The sequence below is a fragment of the Hylemonella gracilis str. Niagara R genome (assembly GCF_000600295.1).
In the GTDB taxonomy this organism is placed as follows: domain Bacteria; phylum Pseudomonadota; class Gammaproteobacteria; order Burkholderiales; family Burkholderiaceae_C; genus Hylemonella; species Hylemonella gracilis_A.
On the sequence record NZ_JEMG01000001.1, the window covers coordinates 2,535,858 to 2,553,515 of the forward strand.

A 17,658-nucleotide genomic window follows, 5' to 3' on the forward strand; every position below is an offset into this window, starting at 1 on the left:
TTTACAAAGCACCCAAAAGTTGATGGCCAGTTCCAACGCTGATCTTCGTGTTGGCCGAGCCAGAGCTGATTTCCTTCACCTTTGGCCTCCCGTCTCCGTCGATCTGCAGGCGGATCGTGTTTTGGATCGCCTGGCGCTGGACTCCCGCCTGAGCCTGTGCGGCCTGGGCTGCAGTGAAGATGCCGCCGGTAGTGGGTGCCGCTGGCCCCCGAGAAAGAGTCAGGGGGAACTGTTGCTTCGGCTGCTCCGCTTGCATTTGCGCGAGGCTCTTTTCCTCGCCGTTCTGCAGACGATTGGCGCGATCAGTGGCGAAAGTGAACTGGAAATTCTTGAACGACTCAGGCAGCAAGAAATCCGGCGTGATGGCCTTGATGATGCCGATGATCGCGTTACCGAACGCCTGCCACCCTTCCAGCCAGAGTTGAAAGAGGCCATCAAAGAAGCCGATCTCAAACACGGACTTGATACGCTTCCAGGCACCGGAAATGTAGTCGACGATCTTGCCGAAGTTGTTGTAGACCACCATGGCCAAGGTGGCCACCACCATGATGATCGCTGCGATGGGGTTGGCCGCCAGCACGCCCCAAACAAACCTCAGCAGCACGGCGAGCACGGGCAGGATTCGGGTGAATGACACCACTGCCCATGTCAGCTTACCCACCGTGACGATCAAGCTCACGAAGGCCACCACGGTAGGCGCGGAGACAACGGTGAGGATGGAAAACACCGCGCCCACTGGCCCCAACACATCCACCAATCGAGCGAAGACGCTCGCCGCCGCATCTGCCACCGTGGCCAATTGAACGAAGAACCGCCGGGCAGACTCCAGCAGTCCGGGCAAACGCTCCAGGAAGGTGTCGAACTTCTGTTGGATCAACCCTCGATTGGCCGAGACCCACTTCTGAACCTGATCGACAAAAGGCCCCAGCGCATTGGCGAGCTGCAGGCCCAGCGCGTTCTTGACCCCCGTGATGGTGCGCATGAGACGCGACCAGCTTTTGTCGAACGCATCGGCTTGGTCGAGCTGCTCGCGGCTGAGGAGAGATCCATCGGCGCGCATCTCGGCCAAGCGGCGGCGGTATGCCGCGCCACCCTGGTTCATCACGTCCATGAAGACGGTGCCCTCTTCGCCCATGACCTTGAGCAGGACCGCGTTTTTCTGTCCCTCCCGGTCGCTGGCCTTGAAGGCATCGGCCATGCGCAGCATGACCTCATCGGGCGCAAGGCGCCGCAATTCCTCGACCCCCAGGCCCACGCCAGCAAAGGCTGCCCGCTGCTCTTCGTCCCCGGCAACAGCCTCATTCATGGCCTTGCGCAGGCGCCCCATGGCCTTTGCGGCAGTGTCTACGCTTCCCCCCGCCTCCTCCACCAAACTGCCGTAGACCTGTACTGAGCGAGCGCTCAGCTGGTATCGAGCTGCCAGATCGCCCACCTTGTCCGCCGAGTTCACGGCCTGGTTTGCAAATGCCGTGACCGCCCCCACACCGGCCCAGATCGCCACCGTCGTACCAATCCACGTGCGGATATGGGTGGCGAGATCCGAGGCAATAGGTTTGAGCGCCTTCTGCATAGCCTTCACCGGCTTGCTCACGCGGTTCAATCGTGCATCCAGCCGGTCAAACATCTCGGTAAAGCGGTCGACGGCCGAGAGGACGATTGCGGCGCGCTCTGGTCTTGTTGCCATTTCAACCCCACAAAAAGAAAACCCGCCAGAAGGCGGGTTTCACACGAAACGGTGTAGCGCTCTATCAGCTGCTCAACAGTGGCCAGATCGCCCAGACAATCGCTGCAAGCACGCCGAGGCTGAGTGCGGCCCTCACGGCCAGCGCAAGGGTGCTGACGATCTCGACAAGGTTCTTGCGGCGGGGATGGTTGTCCATGGTCGGCATCCTACTCGCCCCTTGCGCTCTCTGCAATCTGTTGCGCCTGTGCGTACCAGAAGTGCAGCTCGTCCACGTCCAGCTCCCATATCTCTGAGGGAGGGAAATGGAAGATGTAAGCCACCATCGGCCGGATGACCTGCAGGGCGACGTGCCAGGCGGGATACCCTGGCACGCCCTGCAGAATCAGCTGGCGGTCGCCGTTGCGCCTGTCGTCTCCCCAGTCCCACTCGGGGGCGAGGGCTCGGATTTCTCCCCAGACGCTTCGCCAATCCGGGTAACCGGGAGCAAAAAATCGCTCACGATCTCCATGGCGCGGGTGACATCGCCACCATCCATCTGGTCCACCGAGCTAGGCGGTATGCCGGCGCTGATCGCCACCATGGCCAACAGGGCGTCAGCACTGCGACTCGCCGGCATCTGTCGGATGTCCTTGCCCTTCAGCGGCTTGAAGGTCAAGGAATTCACCGTCTGGCCGTGCGCCTGAATCGGTTCGCCCAATGGCATTTCAACTGGTTTTCTCATGTCAGACCTGCTGCGCGGCATCGCCGAAGAATTTGATGGTGGCCTTGCCCTCACCGCTGCTGACTTCGTTGTCTTCAGCGCCGGAGGCCGTGGCATTGCGGATGACCCAGACCTGGCCTGTGTCCGCTTCGAAGGTGACCACGGCGTCCTTCACATCGTTGAGCGCGATGGGATCGGTGAGTTCATCGACCGCGTACTCCAGCGAGATCTCGGAGTTCACGAATTTCTCCGTGTAACCGAGGTAGCCGCTGTCGCCATTGATCGGCGTGCGCGCCATGCCGCCAATGCGCAGCTTTGCAGTGCCAGGCAGGCTGGCCAGCGTGTTGCCGTTGACGCGCACAAAGGCGCGCCCGAGAAGCTTCTTGCTCATGGTGGGTATGCGCCTTTCTTAGAGCTGGTACTGGATCTGCGCGGCGACGACACGCAGTTGGTTGATGAGATCCGGCGGGAGCAGGACGTTGAGGCGATCCGCGTCCCCGCTGGCACGTTCGATGGCAAGGCCTGCCTTGAAGGCTTCCAGGTTCTCGACCAGGCCAAGGTCAATCCACTCACCGCAGAGGGCAACCATCTCGGCTTTGGCGATCTTCGGCGTGATGACAGGCTGACCAGGCTGGACCGGCGTCCCGTCATTGGCCAGCTTGTGACGCGGGTACTTTTGCGCGAACCGGGCGCGCACCTGGTAGCGCAGCAGACTCAGCGTGTACAGGACTTCGATGTCCCGGTAGCTGGGATCGGCCAGGCCCGAGGAGTTCTGCGTGTAGGTCGTCACCCCGCGCTCGATGCACACTTCGCCGCCGGCATTCACCTCGGTCGTTGCGCCGCCGTAGCTCAGGATGTTGTTGCGCTCTTCCCGGATGAACCGCTTCTCCTGCGGCGCGGGCAGCAAGCCAGGCAGGGCCAGGGTTTGCAAAGGACGCGCCGGGTCGATAGCCAGGTAGTAGGCCGCCACCGCGCCAGCCGTGGCTGCCTTGACCCACAACGGCTGGGGTTCACCCCCCTGCTCCATCGTCCAGACCGTCAGGTGCGGGTTGTTGCGAGTCGCGAGAAACGTGTTGATGGTGCCGACCGTGCCGCGCAGGCCCACGTGGCAGTGACCATCGTTCATGTGCATCGGCCCCCAGCGCGTGTCCAGCTCGGCTTCCACCAGCGCAAGGTTCGCCGCATCGTTGAAGGCGCAGATGACAGTGTTGTACTGGGAACTGCCGATGTTCGACAGACCGACCGCAACGCTCGGATTCGTGGCCCCATCCGCCATTGCTTCGACACTGGCCGTCAGACCCGCAGGGATGCGCTCGGTCAACGGGTAGTAGTTGAAGCGCAGATCGATGTCATTGCCCAGGGCGCCAGCATGTCGCGACGTGAGCGTGACAACGACCCCGGCCGCAGCCGCTGTGACAGGCAGATCCGTGTTCGCGTTCACCGCTGCAGCCACTGCGGTCGCAACGCTCGCAGCGGTTGCTGCGGCGGCGACCGCGACGGAGACAAGCGTGCCCGCCACATAGAGCGACACCACGCCGGCCGCCGTGGGGGAGCCGCCGAAAGTGATTTCACCCGTCGCTTCGACACCGTCTTCGTCATCGGCCACCGGCAGCAGCCACACGTCCCCCGCCTGGGGCACACGAAAAAGGGCATCGCACATGGCAGCGCCAAAGCTGCCCCGGCCGCAAGCGGCCACGCCCTGGGCGCTGCTGGTGATCTGCAGGGGCACGTCAGCTGCAGCAGATCCTGCAGCCAACTTCGGGGCGATGAGGAGGATTCGCTGCGGCATCTGCGCCGCACCCTGGACGGCACGGGAGTTGTCGAACTCGACGTACTGGCCAGGGGTCAGCAGGTTGACGGGGATCTGGTTGAAATTCATTGCGAGCCGCCTTTCTTGTCAGCGGAGCTGGGGGAACCGGCGGCGGGTGCAGGCGTCTGCACACGGCCTTTCGGCGCAGCTGCCGCAGCATCGGCGCGCGTGACATCGCCGGCAGTAAGGCGGCGAAGCCAGAAGGGCGAGCCATCGGGAACGGTCATGCGCTCCGTCAGCTCACGGCCGGTAGCCGGGTCTCGCACAAGGCGACCCGGCACGGGTTGGACATCCATGGTGAATCCTTTCAGTCTTGAGGCAATTCGATGTGATCCTCGGCACGCGCCACCCCGGACGCCGAAGCGGCCTGGGTGGTGACGTGCGCGTGGGCAAAGGGCGCCAGATCCGCCGTGGTGTCGGGCGGGGACCAGCGGTAAGTACATTCGTAGTTGAGGGTCAGCGTGCCAGCCTCATGCCGCGCCGCCACGCTGTCGCCCTCGCCGTCTTCGAGATCGCTGCCGGTGTGTCGCCATTCGCCGGCTAGGTCCCCGAGGAAGCCACCGTGCCAGAACAGGCCTTCGATTTTTTCGGCAATGGCATCGAGCGCGGCGCCGAGGTCTTCCTCGGCTCTTTCGTATACACGTATGGACACGGAAAGGGCCCGTTTCTCGTCGCCCGAGTCGGTCAACAGCTCGCTGCTTTCGTCGCCCAGTAAGACGCGTGCGAAGGGCATTCGGTCTTCACGCGTGGGCTGCACGCGGCCAGCGTAGCAGTCGGTCAGGCCCACCACGGCCAAATGGGCCTGCAGGCGCGCGGCGACAGCGGCGCGGATGGCGGTGCGACGGTGCATGGTCAAATCTCCTTCAGCACGGCGCGGCTGAAGTAGCCATCGCCCTGGCGACGCGGGTCCCTCACCAGGCGATAGTCCTGGCCGTTGATGGTCAGCGTCTGGCCGCGGACCAGGCCCGGCGCGGCGGCAGTCTCGAATTCGATTTCCGGACCGGCCGCATGCACGTCGTCGCCCAAAATGAGCTCATCCGGGCGTACGAAGCCGCATAGGAACCCGGTGTCGCCTGGAACACTTGCGCGCGTGGCACGATGGACCAAGCCATGTGCCTCGAAGGCTTGCATGAAGATGCTGGGGTCGAACACGAAAACCGCCTCCCTGGCTATCAGGTAGCCACCGGTACGCTGGGTACCAGTTTCATGAGCACGGTGGCGCTGGGGTTGACCGCAGCGGCAACAGCGATACCAACGCACTGCTGGGCAGCCGTGGTCTTGTTGACCACCTTGTTGGCCGCGTCCCAGAAGAGGCGGTCGCCGACGCTGATGGCCAAGGCACTGGTCTTGCCGATCTCGACCACGCCTTCGGTCTTGAACTCGCCTTCCGTGTTCGCGGCCACGTCGCTGACGGCAACGCCGAACAGCGCTGCGCCGAAGAGATAGCCGACACCACTGGCGACGGCCGCAGTCGGGGTGAGCGGAAGCGTGTCGCCACGCTGGACAAAGTTTTTCATGGTGAATTCCTTGAAAGTGATGAAGGGGACGAGCGGTGCAGTCCAGCGCAACAAGGCTGGACCGCACCTGCGTGGACAAGCGGCTTACGCGCCCGCGTTTTTGTAGAGACCGCGCCAGTCGATGGCCTTGGCCGCAACGACATGGCGGGCCTTGATCAGCAAGCCGTCCACCTCGAAGCCATCCTTGCGCTCGGTGAAGAGGCCTTCTTCGCCCTCCAGGTAGGAGTACTCGACCGTGTCAATGAGCGCGGGAGTAGCAGCCATGTACCACTGGTTGCCAGTGAGGCGTGCCTCCACCACCACTTCCAGGCTGGTGTTGTAAGCCGGGTTCACGTCGGCGCTCTTGGCAGCGACGAACTGGGCGCTGGTGTACTTGTTGGCCTCGCCTTCCTTGTCCGGACCGACGATGAGGAAGTCGGGGGTCAGGTTGAGCACGCGGCCCTTGGCGCCCGTCTGCTTGCGCATGGCCGCACGCGCGGCCCCCAGCGTCACGTCCGTGATGGCTGCACCCGCACCGGCCAAGTTGCCATGGTCCACATGGAACAGGGCCTTGGTGTCCGACATGGTGGCATTGCCCGTCAAGATGCCGTAGACGATGTCGCTTTCGAGGGCAGCGGCCTCGGCGGCAATCATGAGAGGCAGGCGATCGAAGGCGGCCAGATCATCGTTGATGAGCGACTCCCAGGTGATGGCGATGATGCCGCCGTACTTGGAAAGGCTGTATTTCTCAGCGCTGTCACCGAAGGAAAGGAATTTGTATTCCCCGCCTTCGTTTACCTTCTGCATCCGCGACAGTTCGGAAAGCTGGGCCACCGCCTTCTCGCGAAAGTCCTTGTTGCTGCTGCGACGCGCCCAGCCGGTGAAGGTGCGCGGCGCGAGCTGATAGGCCGCGCGCAAGCTTCGGTTGACCGTGTTGGCAAGCACGTTGGGAAAATCGCTGCTTCCGTGCATGCCGGCCGCACGGCGTGCATCGCTGTCCAAGTTGAGTGCTGCTTGCGCAATCTCGCGACGGGAGAGGCCATCCGGGTTGCCGCCCGCCGCGCGGATGGCATGGCGGGCCATGTCCATCAGGTCCATGCCTCGGAAGTTGCGCGCGCCTTCGGCGTCAATGGCGCGACCACCGACGTCAGCCCCGGCGGCGCGGTCGGGCCGGGCACGCAGCAACAGCGCGTCCGCCATGCGGTGGCGAGCGGTTTCGACCTCATCGCGCTCGGTGCGGATGTCGGCAGGACTGCGCGTGGCCGTGGCGGCGCTGCGCTGAGCCAGCTGCTCCAGCACTTCGCGGCGAGCTGCGTCCACGCTCACACCTGCGTCGATGAGGCGCACGGACAACGCCTCGGCATCCGAGGCGCCGAGCGTGGAGCGTGCCGCTTGCACGGCAGCACGGATGTCGGCCTGACGCTGGCGCTCGGCCTGCATGCCGGCCTGGCGCGCGGCCTCGGTGGCATCGGACGCGGGCGCAGCGGTGGCCGTTTGCACCGGGGTGGCGCGAGTTTGATCGGCTGGGGCATGATTGCCGCTGCCGGACTGCGGGGTTGCAGTTTGGGGCATATTGCTTCCTTCAAAGTTGCGGTGTTCGGCTGACCCCGCCGTGGGGATTCGGGTTTGAATTTCGGTCACTGCGCAGGGGTAGGTGCGCAGTTCATGGCCTTCACGGTCGAGCAGTCGTTGACGGCCTTCCACAGACTCGCTGCGAACTTGGCTGTCCATGTCCGCTGGTATGGGCACCAGGGACACTTCCATGGGTGTCCAGCGCGTAACGCGATAGACCCACATGCCGTTTTCTTCCCCCGGGGCCACCATTTCGATGGCGTCCCGGCTGTAGCCCACGCTGACATTCCGGATGACGCGGTCTTCCAGGTCTTGCACGATGCCGCGCACGCTGTCACGGCGGCTGAGCTGCGCCTGCACGGTGCCCGCGCCACCTTCGATGGCGGGTTGGTCGCAAACGCCAATCTGGTCTTCCAGGCTCCAAGCCCAGTGCGTGTTGAGCAGCGGCGCCCCGCGCTCCAGGCGGGCGAGGTTGATGGCCTCGGGCGAAACGACCAGTTCTTCCAGGTAGTAGCGGTCGTTTAGCCAGTCGTAGCGACGCACGGGCGCGCCGGTGGTGAAGACCAGCTCGAAACGGGCGGCGGCGTCCGTCACCGCGCCTTCGGCCGCTTCCGCTGCTGCCGCTTCGGCGCGTGCAACGACATTGCGTACGGCCATGCTGATGCTGGCCAGCGGCATTTCAGCGCGGCGCTGTTCAAGGATTTGAGGCATTGGATAGCTCCAAGGAAAAAGCCCGCCGGGTTACCCGCGGCGGGCTGGTTAAGGGGGTGTGAGGCTGTCAGGCTTCTTGCGGTGTTTTCAGCAGATCTACTCCAGTCAGTCCGAGCTCGGTAGTCGCTGCATCGGTATCAAGCACGATGCCCGCCGACCGCAGTGCGGCCTGCTCTTTCTTGCGCTCTTCGATGTAGGCCTCGAGCGTGGTGCCTTCCTCGCGCAGCCATTCGCTGAGCGTCTTGCCGCCGCCGCGGATAGCCTCCTTGGCAGTCGTGGTGTCCTTGAGCGGATCGACTTGTGCTTTGCGCGGCATCGAGTACTTGTCCTTGGCCCGGGGGCCGACAGGTACACCAGCCAGCACCGCCGCTTCCTGCCACCAGGCGCGGATGCGCTGCAGAACTTGCGGCACCAGGACCAGCCACTGCTCTTGCTCCACCATTTGGCGGAACTCGATCAGACCCATGCGGTTGCTGGCGAAGTTGGCCTGTGACATATCGCCTGTCAGTTGGGCGTAGGTGATACCTGAGCCGACGGCCAGGGCGTGCAACTGGTGACGGGTGAATTCGCCGCCGCCCGCGCTGGGCACTGGGTTGTTGAACGTCACGCTTTCGGTCGCGCCGATGCGCGAGATCATGCCGGGGCGCATCTTTTCCACGCCCTTGTCGCTACCAGCCAAACCCAGAGCCTTGTCGGGTTTGTCACTGCTGACGATGGCGACGACGCAGGCCTCCATCTTCTTGCGGATCAACTCAGCGTCCAGGTAGTCGGCCAGGTCGCGGTAGCGCATGAGGCTGACGGCCAACTCGCTGACGCCGCGCACGGCGCTGGGTCGGTCTCGATAGCGGTAGTGAATGATCTCGCCGGCAGGCACACGGCGACTTTCGAAGCCCCGCAGACTGCGGCCCGCGATCTCGCCCGGATGCTCGGGGAAAAGCCAGTAGGCCACGCATTCGCCGATGGCGTTGAATTCCTTGCCAAGGATGCAGAAATTACCCGCGTTGCCGATAGGACCCGTCCGGCTTTCATCAAGATGGTCCGCCTCCAGCACCTGGATCTGCATGGGGATGGAGTAACCATCGGACAGGCGGCGCCAGCGACGGCGAATGAGCACCTCGCCTGCGCCGAATCGCTCGTTGGCAGCCAAGCTGAGCAGCGCGGCCAAGTTGCCGCTGCCGTCGGCGTCGCATTCCAGGCTATCGGCCCAGGCGAGATAGGCTTCTTGCTCGCGCTTGTTCTCCGGCGTGATCGTGATGCCGTAGCCAACAACGTTGCTGGCAAACACGCGCACGGCGCGTTTCGCGTATTCGTTGTTGCGGATGACATCGCGCGCGCGGTTACGAATTCTGGACAGACCTTCGGCCAGTTCCGCATTCGCACTGCCGCTGGTCGCGTTCCAGCCTGCGGTGCGTCGGCCCGACTTGGCCGCGTCGTAACCGCGCGCCATGTCCAGACCCATGCGGGCTATGGAGCGGCGCAGCGCCCAGCTAGGCGCAACGTACTCGATCGCGCGCTCCAGGCGAGTGCTTGGCGCGATGTGTGCTGAGTGCTGCATGGCGGGTTAGTCTCGGCTGAATTCGGTCAAGGTAGCGCGGCCACGCGTGGCGACGTCGGCCAGCAGGCCAGTAGCCAGCAGCTCTTCACGGATGACTACGCGTGCGCTCATCAAGTCCGTCATGCTGTGGTACTGCACTTCTTTGCCGTCGTAACGCACCTTGAGGGTGCCGCTGGCGATGGCGCGCTCGATGGCTTCGAGCTGGGTGACGGTAAAGCCTGGCATTTCACTTGCCATCCGGCTTGACAGCTTCGGAGAGGTTCTCGCCCGCGGCCCTGAGCATGGCACCAGTACGCGAGAACATATCCTTGCCATCGTAGGCATCGGCAGGAATTGCCAACACATCCACGGCCGCTGCCACCGGCGTGACTGCCACAGCCACGGCTGCCTTGGTCAAGTTTTCAAGCAAACCAAACATAGTCGCTCCTTTTCAGATCCAGTTATCGGGCACGTCAGGTACCCAGCCATCATCTCGCGCGCCGCGTTGCGAGCTCGAGGCCTCTTCCCTGCCGGCCTCGGATTGCGGTGGTACAGGCGTCTGCACTTCGATACTGCCGTCCACATTCGTGGACGGTGCGGCAGTGAACATGTCATGCACACGCGGCTCCAGCAGGCGTTCCAGTTCATCCCAGTCCGCCGAGCGGGCTTTGTGGATTTCGATTCGCGGATGGTGCGCGGCTGCGTATGCGTAGTTCCAGGTGTCCAGCGGTTCATTGCGCTTGCCGTTACGCTTGACCCATCGCCCCAGATCGTTGTCGTAGTACTCGCTGACGATGCCCTCGAAGAAGCTCGGCGGCAGCTCGCTGCTGAAGCGCACCAGCCACTCCGCTTTATCTTCGCGTAGCGCATCGCCGTCCAGGCGCGCGAAGAGCGCGCTTTTCGCCGTGTCGCTGCCCACCAGCCACAGATCCACGCCGTTGCGGTCCATCGCGCCGCGCTCGTTTTTCACGTCCTGTTTCGTCGGGCGGCCAAGTATCGGGCGGTTCTGCGTGCTGGCACCCTTGATGATGATGACGTCGTCATGGCGGTACTTGCGACCATACTTGTAGGCCTCATGAACGGTCACGCCGTCGCCGCTGTCAACGGCCGTCATGCTCACGCGCAGATCCACACCGAAGGCGTTACGCACTGGCTTGCGCCGGTATTCCGTGATGCGCTCCCATTCCTCTTCGCGCGTGGTATCAGCAGGAATCTCGGTGTAATCCACGGTGTGACAGCGTTCGCCACGGCCCCAGGCGACCAAGTGGAAAGCGAAACGATCACGCTGCACGTCCACGCCGAGCGTAAGCACCAGATAGCCCGGCAGAAGCGTGCGCAGCGGGTAGGCTTCCGCGCGCTGCTGCAAAGCGCTGGCTTGCACGGCGTCCGAGTGGTCCTCGAACGGTTCGCCCAGATGCAGGTTGACAAAGGTCTGCAGCTTGGCCGGGTCGGCCTTGGCCTCAACAAATTTTTGTGCCCGCTCTGCCCAGGTGAACCCCAGACCCACTGGGCTGTACAGTCCGTTGATGTGATAGCCACGCTTAGCGCGATCAGGGTGCCGGTGGCGCCATTCACCTCTGGCCAGCATCTGTGGTTTGAACCGTTCTTCGATTTCCGCGCCGCAGTGCTGGCAGACGTACGCCGCCGTATCGGTCCAATGGATGTTTTTTCCTGTGCCCGGGTCTTTGGTTTTCTTCCAGCGCAGATTCGGGAACTCCAGCACCTGCATGCCTTCGCAGTGCGGGCAGGGAACCCAGTACTGCGCCTGGCTGCTGGCCTCGTACTCATCGGCGATAACGGACTCGCCCTTGCGCTTCGGCGTGCTGGTCTTGAGGATCTTGCGACGTGGAAAGTTCGCGGTGCGCTGCTCGGCCAACTTGACCGGACTGCCTTCGTCTTTCACGCTGATGGGATAGCGGTCCACCTCATCGAGCGCGAGCTTCTTAATCGGCTTGCTCGCCATTTCACTGGCGCTGTTGCTCCAGCCTAGATACAGCACGCCGCCAGGGAAGTTTTTCTCGGTCATCGTGTTGCCGCTGTCGCGCCTGCGCGCACTGGGCACTTTTTCTGCGATGCGCGGCATGACGGTGATGGCAGCATCCAGGCGCTGCGTCACGAAGTCCTTGACTGCCTTTTCCGTCGGCTGCACCACCAGCATCGGTGCGGGGTCCTGATCAATGGTCTCAAAAACCCAGTTGAGCAGCACCTCGGTCTTCATGACCTGGGAGGCAGCCATGATGACCACTTCCTGCGTCCGCGAAAGCGACGAAAGCTCATTCATTGGCTCGGCCGCATAGGGTGTAAGGCTGGTACGCCACGGCCCACGCACCGACGTCGACTTGCTGGGCACTACACGGTACTTGTCCGCCCAGTCGGAGACCCACAGCTTTTCAGGCCGCGCCCAGGCGCTTGCAGCAGCTTCCATGATCGCCGTGTAACCATCACTGAGGTTCATACCGTCACCGTCGCCCGCAAGACCGCCATCTGCTTCAGCTTGCTTTGCAGCGCATCACATATGCGATTCGCTTCCGCCTCGATCATCGAATAGACCTTCGCCGCATCCGTCTCCGGCGTGACCAGCATGGTCAGCCGCTCGGGCAGGGCCAGCACTTCAGAGCGGGCTTCCACCATCGCGTCGTGAACCGCCTGGGTCATGGGCGCCAGCTCAGCCACCAAGCCCTTGAGCTTCGCCAGTTCGATCTGCTCGCGCTCAGCCCTCGCCTGCTCGCTCAAAGTTCGGGCCGTCAACAGCGCCCCCTGAGCAGACACGGTCGGAGCCGATTGGTGTGATGCGCCAGCTGCTCCTTCGGCTTGAGTTGCTCCTACAGTCGGCCCTAACTGCACCTGCCCGGCCACACCCGCCTGGCGCTGGCCGCCGCGAAACGGATCTGCGGTCTGGTTCATGGCCTGGCGCACAGCTTCAACTTCCACGGTGCCGTCCGCAGCCTTGGCCACGCGCCCCGCCGCGACGGCCTTGTTGATCGCCGTATGGCTGATCCCAAGTTCTCGCGCACATGCCCGAACTGAAACGCCCATGTCTGGAAACCCTGGAAACTGTGAATGGAAACCCTGGAAACCAATTCCCAAAGTCTGCGAGGCGGCGAAGATCGCGCTCGTTTCGACCCGCAGTGGTCGGGGGCCCGGGGAGGACCCGTGAAGCAACCGTCAGAGCTTGGAGAGGCGGTAGGCCACCAGGCGATTCAGCTCGCGCGGGAAGTCCTGCAGGATCTTCCTCACGACAGCCTCATTGATTCGCTTGGTGTTGAACATCTGAGGGACATCGATGGTCTGCACACCCTTGATGGGCAAACGGCCATCGCCCTCGCGCATGAAGACTGTCCGCCCCTTGTTGCCGATGAAGGCGCCCTTGATGACTTTGCGTGACTCACCCTTGCGGATCTTGACCGAGACACCCCCACCGACAGACACCACTCGCATGACCCAGCGACCGTCTGGCAGCTTGACCTTGACGCGCCGCTTCTCCGATCCCGGCGCAGGGCGCGCCCCAAACAGCATGACATTTCGTGAGCGCTTCCCCTTCTTAGACGGGAAGGCCTTGATCGTGATCATGGACACCTTGCCCATCCGAGGCCGATCAATGTAGATACTGGGGCGCACGTCCTTCGCCTTTATGGCGAACTCCCGTGTGATCTGGCGCGTCATTTCTGCTCGCGCTTTCTCCGCCGTCTTCCCCAGCGCCTGCGCAATCACCTTGTCCTGCAGGTCCGCCTTCAAGCGACCCACCTGGTCCTGGACCTGCTTGACGTTGAATTGAACACCGATCTTGATGGACATGGTTGCAAACAAAAACCCCTGCGAGGTCGAGACCTGGCAGGGGCTTGAGATGGTGAATTCGCTTTGGGAACACGCTCGCTGCAGCGTAGCCGAAATGTAGCAAAAAGGTATATGTTGGAAAACCCCCGTCATGACCGCACCGGGGCCGACCGCTGCTTCTCGGCCTTCGCGACCAGCCACGTCTGGATGGCGAGGTCGGCATCTTCCAGGTTGCGCTTGATGGTGCTTTCAGCCCGATGCATTTCCCTCGCCACCCTGTGAATCGGCAGGCCTTTTGCATAGTGCAAGGTCAGCACCAGGTAGAGGTGCGAACGGGTGAGCTGCAACGACTTCACGGCCGCGTCCGTCTCAGCGGCATCAACGTCGTTCGTCGGAATCACAGCTTCGTAGTTGCTGCTGCGCCCGGCCAATCGGGCGAGGCTGTTGGTGGTTGGAAAACCCAGCGCTCCACCCTCCACCTTGGCGCACCACCGGGCCCAGTTCTCCAGCCTGTAGCGGATGCCCTCAATGCGCGCCATTGACCACCCCATCAACTGGCACCAGGACTACAACACCATCCACCACTTCTTCAACGTGACCAGGTCGAGGTGCGATCTGCAGCATGGCCGGCCCAAGATCACTGAATTGCTCGAACAGGCTATTGCCATTCGGTCCAGGCAGTGGTGTGCCGACTGTCAATGCACCTTCACGGGCGAAGAACCAGCCGGCCTCCCCCTGAATCACGCCCCGCCGCCAGCACTCGTTCACATGCGCGTCGCCGTAGAGCTTGCGCTTTTCCCTCATCAGGCCCGCGACCTGCGGCATGGCTGCGGGAAGCCAGGCCCAATCTACCTTTGCCCTCTTGTCCATATGTCCATGTCCTTTGAATGAAAAAACAAAAATCGCAACCCCCACGCGCGCCCGCACCCGCCCATGCCACGCATGCCTGCAAAGCAGTGCAGACATCTGGACGCCAAACCACGCTGCGCGAAGGCATAGCTCCGCCCTGGATCGCATAAGCAGCCATTGAGCTGCTTTGAGAAATCACAGGAATCACGTGGACACGTGGACATCCGGGCGCGCCCGGTCTCGGTCGGCTACGGGCTACATGGGCGCACCCGAACTGAGCGCCCTGACCTTTTCGGCGCTGCGCACGGCTTTGGCGCGCCCTCGCTGGTCAAAATGGGGGCTCATCGTCGGGCCTCTTTGGTGATTCACCCTGCGTACCGGGCGATGACGATGTGGCCTGTGCCGAGCCTGGTGCTGGTGCGGGCTTGGGCCGGTGATAGTGGTAGGGCCGGGCCTTGTCTTCGCCGCCCCCCATTCCTTTGCTGGCGCGTTTCAGCTCCCATCCCAACGCATGCATGACCGCGGCCACCTGTTTGGCAACAGCAGGTGTTTGCTTGTCCACCGTGTAGCCAATCGCCGTCAGCAGGTCGCTGAGCGTGATTCGTTGGAGCAGTGCGCCGTTCTCGCCAAACTGAGGCACCTTTTGGTCCTCGTCGTACAGGTACCGGCGAATGGCGCTTTCAAGCGGGTTCTGCAGCACGCGCACCTGCTGCTGAGGATCGAATAGCTCGCGCTGCTCCTCGCGCGTGGGCCAGAAGCGCGCACCGTTACCCAGATCGTGCAATGCTTCGGCCAGCAGTTGCTCGACGTTCTCGCGCAACCAGGCGATGTCCAGATCACGGGTGCAGGCAACCGGCCAAAAGCGACGATTGCCTGTCGGATCACTGAGGTAGTGCCGCTCATTGGTCGTGCCAACGAACACCACTTGGCGCGGGTAGTCCTTGGGGCGCCGGTCAAAGCTGGCGCGAAACCGGTCCTTGGCGCTGGAAATGAAGCTCTTCACGCGCGTGAGGTCCGCGCGCGCCAGGCCATCCAACTCGGCCCACTCATAGATCCAGACGCCCTGGATGTTCTGGTAGCTGTCCTTGTCACCCAGCGTCAGGCCGGTGTTGGCGAAGTGGTCGCCGCCCAAGGTCTCGGCAAACGTGGTCTTGCCGGCACCCTGAATGCCCTCCAAGACCAGCATGTAATCGAATTTCGTGCCTGGGCCGCGCAATATGTGGCTGCCGCTTTTTTCCAGAGGCAATACTCGGGCCACCATGGCCCGAATGAACCATGTGCCTGCGCGGGCCAAGTACTGGCGCAAATCTTCGTCGTCGGGGCCAAGCGCCCCCTCGGCCATGCAAACACGCTGCAACCACATAGGCAATCGACGACGCCCATCCCACCGACCTTGGAGGGCCAGCATGCGCTCGCGGACTGGGTGATAGGCATTGCGGCGCGACACCATGACCACCGCCTCCTCTAGCGCCGTGCGGGGCATGGAAGGCAGGAACTGAGTTCGCACCAGCCACTCCCCCATCAACAGTTCGTCATGCTCTTCCCACACGCCGGCCGACGTGCCCCAAGGTGTGTCACGGGTCTTTTCGACGTTGTTGGTGAACTCATTGAAACGGATCAAGCCGGCCATATCGCCGCATCCGTCAATGCCATCTGCCGGAATTCCGTCCAACGCGATGACGACGTTCTCACGCACGGCCTTGACCAGGCCCTTCTCGGTCAGCAGGAGGCAGTCCTGCCAGCGTCGGGCCTCCGCCTTCATCGCACCGCGCCCTCCCCCATCCCCCGCGGCAGCAATGGTTGGGGTAGATCCGGCTTCGGCCGCGTCGAGAAGCGGCTGCGCGCTGCCAAGAAAGTTCAGCAGTCGCTCGCCTGGCCATTCAAGAACGGCATTGGCCGCACCCCATCCGTGCTTGACAGATCCGGGCTCCGGGATCTGCAGCATTGCCACCTTGCACTCCAGTTGCGCCTGCAGGTGCTCGCCCACGGCCCGCATGACCAGGTAGCTCGGCTGACGACGCAAGGGAAGCATGGGCTTTTCCTGCTGCAGGACGGCGCGGCCCAGGTCACTCGTCATGGCAGCGCGCTCAGTGCGGTTCAGCGGTGCATGCTCAGCATCGCTGGCGGGCCAGAGAAGCACCCTACAGCCCTTGAGCCAGGACCAATCAGCTTTGCGCCACGTCTTTCCGCCACCTGGCCAAGTTACGACGCTGTAGAACCCTTCCAGGGCTTCATCCAGGGCCTGCTGCAGCAGGCCTGCCGTAGGCTCATCACCCACCAGAACCACGGTGCGCTGGCCCGGCATTTCACCGCCAGCCAGAAAAAGGGGCCGAGGTTCATCCCACTGCTTCTGGCACCACTTGAAATTGCCATCCTGCTCACTTTGACACCAGGTATAGGGCAGGGCCTTGGCCTCCCCAGAGCTTGAGCGAAAGCGCACAACATAGCCCAGCAGCTCGCCGTCGAGCACGTAAACCGACTTGTCAACGATGTCGGAAGGCTGATAGTGAGAATGCCGGAATGTGGGCAGCGCGACGTCGGCCGGCACTGGACAGACCGTGCGCCACCCCTCCGAGCCGCCAGAGTTTTTCTTGTTCGTCATGTATGACGCGTGATCGCTTTAACGCCAGCAGGCGGCAAGTTCAAGTGCGGCGGCCGAGCAGTCGCCAGCCATCTCCTCCAGCTCAACGGCCGGCTCATAGACGGCCACCGGCCGCAACGCATGGGCCGCACGTTGCAGGGTGTATGTCAGGTCTCCGGCGCGCACGCTGTCTGCCAGCAACTGGCGAGCCTTTCCGTACTCCAAGCCCGTACGCTCAACCACGTCCACCAGCCGCGCATGGCCATGGCTGCGAATGTCCGCCAGGAGGGCCTGGCGTGCGTCACTCCGCGGCCGCATGGGCACGCTCCTGCTCCAACGCCAACCGGTCGGCACGCCGCGCCTGCCACTGGTCTGCGTGCCACGCCACGCGCAGGCGAGCTGCTGCGGCATGTGACAAAGCCAGTTCCCCGCCAGACAGCAACACCACGCGATGCACGTCAACCACCCCCAGCGTGCAGGCGTCTGCATTGATGGCCATGAGCATGGCGAATCGCCCGCTTGGCAGCCGGTAGATGGCGCCAGGTTCCATATCTGTCATGCCGCGGCCCTCCGCGCTGCCTGGTCGCAGCTGGCGACCACCTCCAAGACCGTCAGCCTTGACTGCTGGGCGATCCACTGGCTGATGACCGTGTTGCCAATCGCTGACTCAACCACCGCGATGTAGCGCGCAGGCAGCTCGCGGCGGTCACCGTGCAGGCTGAAGTATTCGGAGACGTGCGAGGCATAGAGCCCGCACAGCTCGGCCAGCGTGCGCTGCGTGATGCGCGTGCGCCGGAGCTTCCATGCCATGCGGCAGGCCTGCCGGTAGCTGACCAGCTTGGTCAAAACTTCGGGCGGGACGTGCAAGGTCTGCGCTTGAACCACCCCCCCGAGCAGGGGGAGCGGCAGGGTTTGTGTTTCGAGAGGACTCACCTGATTTCCCCCTT

Annotated in this window: 22 protein-coding genes; all 22 read right to left on the bottom strand. The window is 63.2% G+C overall.

The window, feature by feature from the left end; genetic code table 11:
- Window position 1 precedes the first annotated feature (1 nt).
- The 22 genes from AZ34_RS11630 to AZ34_RS11725 all read right to left on the bottom strand — a co-directional run bounded on the left by AZ34_RS11630 (window position 2) and on the right by AZ34_RS11725 (window position 17,644).
- Entirely contained in the window at window positions 2–1,684 is a 1,683-nt protein-coding gene (locus tag AZ34_RS11630) for a hypothetical protein (protein WP_155831795.1), read from the bottom strand.
- Between the two features lie 64 nt (window positions 1,685–1,748).
- A complete protein-coding gene (locus tag AZ34_RS18910; protein WP_269320444.1) occupies window positions 1,749–1,880 on the bottom strand; it encodes a hypothetical protein in 132 nt (43 codons plus the stop codon).
- A 186-nt stretch (window positions 1,881–2,066) separates the two neighbouring features.
- Entirely contained in the window at window positions 2,067–2,405 is a 339-nt protein-coding gene (locus AZ34_RS11635; RefSeq protein ID WP_155831796.1) for a phage tail assembly protein, read from the bottom strand.
- Between the two features lies 1 nt (window position 2,406).
- Window positions 2,407–2,775 (bottom strand): phage tail tube protein, encoded by a 369-nt coding sequence (locus AZ34_RS11640; RefSeq protein WP_035608200.1) that lies wholly within the window; start codon window positions 2,773–2,775, stop codon window positions 2,407–2,409.
- An 18-nt stretch (window positions 2,776–2,793) separates the two neighbouring features.
- Complete coding sequence (locus AZ34_RS11645) at window positions 2,794–4,263, bottom strand: phage tail sheath subtilisin-like domain-containing protein (protein WP_035608202.1); 1,470 nt, start codon at window positions 4,261–4,263, stop codon at window positions 2,794–2,796.
- On the bottom strand, window positions 4,260–4,490 hold the full coding sequence (locus tag AZ34_RS18365; RefSeq protein WP_155831797.1) for a DUF2635 domain-containing protein: 231 nt from the start codon (window positions 4,488–4,490) through the stop codon (window positions 4,260–4,262). Before AZ34_RS18365 ends, AZ34_RS11645 begins: the two co-directional genes overlap by 4 nt.
- An 11-nt stretch (window positions 4,491–4,501) precedes the next feature.
- Entirely contained in the window at window positions 4,502–5,044 is a 543-nt protein-coding gene (locus tag AZ34_RS18370) for a hypothetical protein (protein ID WP_035608205.1), read from the bottom strand.
- 2 nt (window positions 5,045–5,046) lie between these two features.
- Window positions 5,047–5,346, bottom strand: a complete 300-nt coding sequence (locus AZ34_RS11655) for a head-tail joining protein (protein ID WP_051509740.1) — start codon at window positions 5,344–5,346, stop codon at window positions 5,047–5,049.
- A gap of 20 nt (window positions 5,347–5,366) precedes the next feature.
- Complete coding sequence (locus tag AZ34_RS11660; RefSeq protein WP_035608207.1) at window positions 5,367–5,711, bottom strand: DUF2190 family protein; 345 nt, start codon at window positions 5,709–5,711, stop codon at window positions 5,367–5,369.
- 84 nt (window positions 5,712–5,795) lie between these two features.
- Window positions 5,796–7,973, bottom strand: coding sequence for a prohead protease/major capsid protein fusion protein (locus tag AZ34_RS11665; RefSeq protein WP_051509741.1), 2,178 nt, complete (start codon window positions 7,971–7,973; stop codon window positions 5,796–5,798).
- A 67-nt stretch (window positions 7,974–8,040) separates the two neighbouring features.
- Entirely contained in the window at window positions 8,041–9,528 is a 1,488-nt protein-coding gene (locus AZ34_RS11670; protein WP_081767187.1) for a phage portal protein, read from the bottom strand.
- 6 nt (window positions 9,529–9,534) lie between these two features.
- The gene (locus AZ34_RS11675) at window positions 9,535–9,753 is read right to left on the bottom strand and encodes a phage head-tail joining protein (RefSeq protein ID WP_035608209.1); all 219 of its coding nucleotides are present in this window, start codon (window positions 9,751–9,753) and stop codon (window positions 9,535–9,537) included.
- A gap of 1 nt (window position 9,754) precedes the next feature.
- The gene (locus AZ34_RS11680) at window positions 9,755–9,946 is read right to left on the bottom strand and encodes a hypothetical protein (protein ID WP_035608212.1); all 192 of its coding nucleotides are present in this window, start codon (window positions 9,944–9,946) and stop codon (window positions 9,755–9,757) included.
- 12 nt (window positions 9,947–9,958) lie between these two features.
- Complete coding sequence (locus tag AZ34_RS11685; protein ID WP_081767188.1) at window positions 9,959–11,962, bottom strand: phage terminase large subunit family protein; 2,004 nt, start codon at window positions 11,960–11,962, stop codon at window positions 9,959–9,961.
- Window positions 11,959–12,543, bottom strand: a complete 585-nt coding sequence (locus tag AZ34_RS11690) for a hypothetical protein (RefSeq protein WP_051509748.1) — start codon at window positions 12,541–12,543, stop codon at window positions 11,959–11,961. The genes AZ34_RS11685 and AZ34_RS11690 overlap by 4 nt, the downstream gene beginning before the upstream one ends.
- Before the next feature lie 129 nt (window positions 12,544–12,672).
- Window positions 12,673–13,302 (bottom strand): phage tail protein, encoded by a 630-nt coding sequence (locus tag AZ34_RS11695; RefSeq protein ID WP_035608215.1) that lies wholly within the window; start codon window positions 13,300–13,302, stop codon window positions 12,673–12,675.
- Window positions 13,303–13,430: 128 nt separating this feature from the next.
- Complete coding sequence (locus tag AZ34_RS11700; RefSeq protein ID WP_035608219.1) at window positions 13,431–13,820, bottom strand: antiterminator Q family protein; 390 nt, start codon at window positions 13,818–13,820, stop codon at window positions 13,431–13,433.
- Window positions 13,807–14,247, bottom strand: a complete 441-nt coding sequence (locus tag AZ34_RS11705) for a hypothetical protein (RefSeq protein WP_155831798.1) — start codon at window positions 14,245–14,247, stop codon at window positions 13,807–13,809. The genes AZ34_RS11700 and AZ34_RS11705 overlap by 14 nt, the downstream gene beginning before the upstream one ends.
- A 211-nt stretch (window positions 14,248–14,458) precedes the next feature.
- A complete protein-coding gene (locus tag AZ34_RS17645) occupies window positions 14,459–16,732 on the bottom strand; it encodes a virulence-associated E family protein (RefSeq protein ID WP_051509750.1) in 2,274 nt (757 codons plus the stop codon).
- An 18-nt stretch (window positions 16,733–16,750) separates the two neighbouring features.
- Window positions 16,751–17,029, bottom strand: a complete 279-nt coding sequence (locus AZ34_RS11715; protein WP_035608224.1) for a hypothetical protein — start codon at window positions 17,027–17,029, stop codon at window positions 16,751–16,753.
- Window positions 17,013–17,270, bottom strand: a complete 258-nt coding sequence (locus AZ34_RS11720; RefSeq protein WP_155831799.1) for a hypothetical protein — start codon at window positions 17,268–17,270, stop codon at window positions 17,013–17,015. The genes AZ34_RS11715 and AZ34_RS11720 overlap by 17 nt, the downstream gene beginning before the upstream one ends.
- Window positions 17,267–17,644, bottom strand: coding sequence for a hypothetical protein (locus AZ34_RS11725; RefSeq protein ID WP_155831800.1), 378 nt, complete (start codon window positions 17,642–17,644; stop codon window positions 17,267–17,269). The genes AZ34_RS11720 and AZ34_RS11725 overlap by 4 nt, the downstream gene beginning before the upstream one ends.
- Between the last annotated feature and the right edge of the window lie 14 nt (window positions 17,645–17,658).